Raw genomic sequence first — 4,153 nt, 5'->3', positions numbered from 1 at the left:
TCAAGACATGGTCACCGTGCCCCTCAGCACCCCGAAGATCAACCCACCTGCAACGATCAGATCACCATGCTCATCCGGAATGACACAGTCCTGCCCTCAACATCACCATCCTGAGTGGCAATCCACACTGGACCAGCGAATAGCGAAACAGACCGACCTGCCGGGCCGTCTCCGCCCGGCGGCGGCCCTCGTCCTCGCTCGATGCCATGCGCGGACTCTCCTCGCATCTCGATCAGCGTCCGCCCCCTGTTGGAGCGGACACGATCAAGACTCACCTCGCCTCCCATCGCCGCCCAGAGGCAGCCCGTGTTGATCAATTAGCCGAAGGAGTGCAGGTCAGCACCCGGCCGTCTATCACCCGGCCGGCAAAGGCCCACCGCGACACCATGTTCATCTCCGGCCACTTCACCGCGGCCGCCCGATGGGCGGCAGCAACGGCCAAGACCGCGTCCGCAAGCGGCGAGGCGGCCGCTTCAGGCATCACCGGATCGTCCGCAAGCGCGACCAGGGCGACGGTGAAGTGCCGGCGGACGGCCTCCGCCCGGTCGCGGAAGCGGCAGATCCAACCGCGGACGGTATCCTCCGCCAGCCCCAGATGGGCAGCGACTCGGCGGTGTCCCATACCCAGGGCCGCTATCTCCAGCCCGGCCCCGATCACCTCAGCCACATCCACCCGCCGCGGCCACATCACCTCTGGCAACAGCACGTGTGTGACCCGGCAGACCGAGCAACGTGAACGACGAGGACGCACGAACAGCCGAGCCCGAGATCACCACGGACCTCCCGCGGCCGACCGTGCCCCCACGGCGCCAGCACGGCCCCGCACGAAGGACACGTCAACTCACCGGCTTGAAGCCGGCGTTCCACGAGCACGACGTCGGTGTCGACGATGAGCACCCCGCACCTCCACCTCGTGCACACCATGTCGTCGCGCACGAAGCAAGATCAGACTGCCCACCAACATCACCACTCATGTCCACCACGAGTGTCGCCAACCCCCAACTACATGCTCATGCAGAGAGTCGTCTAACAGTCTACGGGGCGCGGAAGATCTGGCGTGAGCTGAACCGGCAGGGCCACCGCGTGGCCCGCTGCACCGTCGAACGCCTGATGCGCCAGCTCGGCATCGCCGGAGCGGTCCGCGGCAAACGCGTGATCACCACGCTGCCCGGTGGGCAGACTGAGCGGGCGCCGGACCTGCTGGACCGCGACTTCGTCGCCAGCGCCCCGTACCGCTGCTGGGTCGCGGACTTCACCCATGTGAAGACCTGGGCTGGTGTCGTCTACGTCGCCTTCGTCGTGGACACCTTCTCTCGCAGGATCGTCGGCTGGTCCGCGGCCACCGTGAAGGAAACAGTCTTCGTTCTGGACGCACTGGAGATGGCAATCTGGCAACGCGACCGTGACCAACACCCGATCCAGCCAGGCGAGTTGATCCATCACTCGGACGCCGGGTCGCAATATACGAGTTTCCGGCTCGCCGAGCATCTGGACACCGCCGGCATCGCCGCGAGCATCGGATCGGTCGGCGACGCCTACGACAATGCCCTGATGGAGAGCACCATCGGCCTGTACAGAACCGAGCTGATCAAGCGCCGACAACCCTGGAAGTCGCTCTCCCAGGTCGAGTTGGCCATCGCCGAGTGGACCGACTGGTACAACCACCGCAGACTCCACGGTGAGATAGGCCATGTTCCACCCGTCGAATACGAGACCAATCACTACATGGAATCCACGAAACCCCAGGTCAAAACCACAATCTGAGATCTCTGGCGAACCCGGGGCGGTTCACATCGTGTCCTCCTGCCGGTTGAACTGCACATTCACCAGCGAGAGTTGCACGGTGGCCCCTCCCCTGCGCAGGGAGCGCGCGCCACCAGCCGGAGCACACCGGCGCACTACTCAACGTCGATCAGCTACACCACCACACGGGACACGATCCTGGTGAAAGCACGGGCCTGGCTGGAACGGGCCCGCACTCCCCGGCCGGTGCCCTCCCCGGAAGCCCGTGCCTGCCTGAGCGATCCCGACTCCCGCTTGGCCCTGGGCAAACGTGGCGGCTACCTGCAGGGATACAACATCCAGATCGTGTGTGCCCGCCGTCAGTTCCTGCTGGCCATCGAAGCGCACGACAACCACTCAGACAGGACGGCCCTTGTTCCGATGGTGAAGAAGACCCAGCACAATCACCAGGCCGCAGGGCTCCCTGGCACGATCCAACTGTGGCTCGCCGACAGTGGATACGCGTCCGCCGATGCCTTCAAGGCTCTCGCCGATCTCCCCTTGCTGGTCTCGGTCACCAGTGAGGCCCATCAGGCGGGCTTCCCCGCGAAACGCCAACAGGCACCCGCCGGCCAGCAAGAAATGGCAGCCCGTCTCACCGCCCCGACTGGCCGGACTCAGTACCGTCAACGCAGTGCCTTGGTCGAGCCTGGGTTCGCCCAGCTCTTCCAACGTTTCGGGCGCCACCTCAACTACCGCGGCCGCCAGGCCGTGGACACCGAGATCAAGCTCCTCGGCACGGTCCACAACCTCAACAAGCTGATCAGGCACGCATCCAAGCGCCGCTCTTGACGACCACTGGGCAGGAGCTCTGCGACAGCCTCAGACTCTTCGGGCGCAGGTGCCTGAAGTCGCGGCGGACTCGGGCAGGGGTGAGACGGTCGGGCGGATTCGGTTTCTCCCACGGCCGCCGCAGGTCGGCCGCCAGCGGCCGGGCCAGACGTAGTTGGGTGTATGCGGCCAGGATGAGCCAGGTCCATCGGTCGGCGGCTTCGGGGGTGCGGATCTTGGAGCGGGTCCAGCCGAGGGTCTGCTTGAACAGTCGGAAGGTGTGCTCGATGTCGAAGCGTCGCAGGAAGACCTGCCAGAGCAGGTCGACCTGAGTGGGGGTGGCGTCGGTGCCCGACCACCACAGCCACACCGGTTTCGGGATGGCGCCGCTGGGCAAGTGCTCGACCCGCAAGTGGATCACCGTTCCCTCGATGAGTGGGAGGGTTCCCAGTTCGGCGACCCAGGCGGAACGGTGTGTCAGCCGCGGGTGGAGGCGGTCCCATGCCTGGGCGGTGGCGGTGCCATACAGACGGGTCTGCGTTACGGTCTGCGCGTCCGGGATGTCCCAGGTGGACCGGTCGCTGAAGGCGAACTCGCCGCCGTGACGCGGCGGGCGGCCCATCGTATGGGGCTTTCGCGGTGGAGCGGACCGACGCAGGACACGATCCGAACGCATCCGGCCCAGCACCTGCACCGGCAGACCCTTGAGCAGGAATGCCAGGCGGGGCACGTCGTATCCGGCATCCACCACGATGAGGATCCCCGGGTCGCCGTCCTTCCACTGCCCCGCCTCCACCAGCCGGCCGACCAACTCGCGCATCTGCCTGGCGGTGGCGGCGTCGTCGCCCGGCGCCAGTCCGGAGCGCGTCCAGCGGCGCGGTCCACGAGCTGCGGCCCGTCTCCAGTGCGCAGATCACCGAGTACGGCCAGCCCGGAACGGGAATGTGTTGGTCTTTGCCGCGGCCGTAGGTGTGGCACAGGATCCGCTGCGGTGAGGTGTGCATCAGGCCGCAGCCAGCAAGTGATGTCAGCGGCCAGCACAAGTCGGCCGTCCGCAGCCCGTGGCAGAGGTACTGCGGCCACTGCTCGCCGCAGCCGGCTGATGTCCATCCGGCCCGCGGCCAAGGCGTCGTAGAGGCCACCGTGCCCGCGGCGATGTTCCCCCACCAGCGACAGTTCAACCAGAGAACGGACCGGACCGTCCGCACACAGCACGGCATCGACCAACTCGAACAGGGCGTCCGCACGCCTGGTCAGACAGGAGTAGAACTCGCCTCGAAAGCGCGACAGTTCCGCGAACTACCCATGTTCAACGGCGTGATGCGACAGACTCATCCTTACGGCCTTCGTGCTGAGCGTGTGCGTTCCTTGGTCGGAGCACATGATCAGCCGAAGGCCGCCTTCACGTCCGCTGAACTGCGAAAACGCTGATCAAGTTCGAAGCACATTCGAGACTGGATCTTAAAAAACAAGCTAGTAGTGCTTTGTTAGGTGGTGTCGTAGGGCTGCCATGGGGTGGGTTGGTGGCAGGTGGGGCAGGTGCCTGTCCAGGTGGCCAGGAGGTGTTGGAGGAGGTCCAGGGCCTGGTAGAGGGTCAGGC

At 65.9% G+C, this 4,153-nt stretch carries 3 protein-coding genes and 1 pseudogene; 2 read left to right on the top strand and 2 right to left on the bottom strand.

Annotated features, from left to right (window positions below):
* Positions 1-313: 313 nt before the first annotated feature.
* Positions 314-706 carry a hypothetical protein gene (locus tag ACLJT4_RS42095; protein WP_411130437.1) on the bottom strand — a complete coding sequence of 131 codons (393 nt, stop codon included), beginning with the start codon at positions 704-706 and terminating at the stop codon, positions 314-316.
* Between the two features lie 266 nt (positions 707-972).
* On the opposite strand from ACLJT4_RS42095, the gene ACLJT4_RS42090 reads away from it, so the two are divergent.
* Both ACLJT4_RS42090 and ACLJT4_RS42085 read left to right on the top strand, forming a co-directional pair.
* Positions 973-1,764, top strand: coding sequence for an IS3 family transposase (locus ACLJT4_RS42090; RefSeq protein ID WP_411130435.1), 792 nt, complete (start codon positions 973-975; stop codon positions 1,762-1,764).
* A 180-nt stretch (positions 1,765-1,944) separates the two neighbouring features.
* Positions 1,945-2,574, top strand: a complete 630-nt coding sequence (locus ACLJT4_RS42085; protein WP_411130433.1) for a transposase — start codon at positions 1,945-1,947, stop codon at positions 2,572-2,574.
* A 7-nt stretch (positions 2,575-2,581) separates the two neighbouring features.
* Here ACLJT4_RS42085 and ACLJT4_RS42080 read toward each other — a convergent pair.
* Positions 2,582-3,843, bottom strand: a pseudogene (locus tag ACLJT4_RS42080) (NF041680 family putative transposase); the annotation flags it as partial.
* Between the last annotated feature and the right edge of the window lie 310 nt (positions 3,844-4,153).

The organism is Streptomyces sp. x-19, from assembly GCF_046549115.1.
GTDB lineage: Bacteria > Actinomycetota > Actinomycetes > Streptomycetales > Streptomycetaceae > Streptomyces > Streptomyces albulus_C.
Note: the sequence above shows the minus strand (reverse complement) of the source record. Positions and strands in the feature narration are given on the sequence as shown.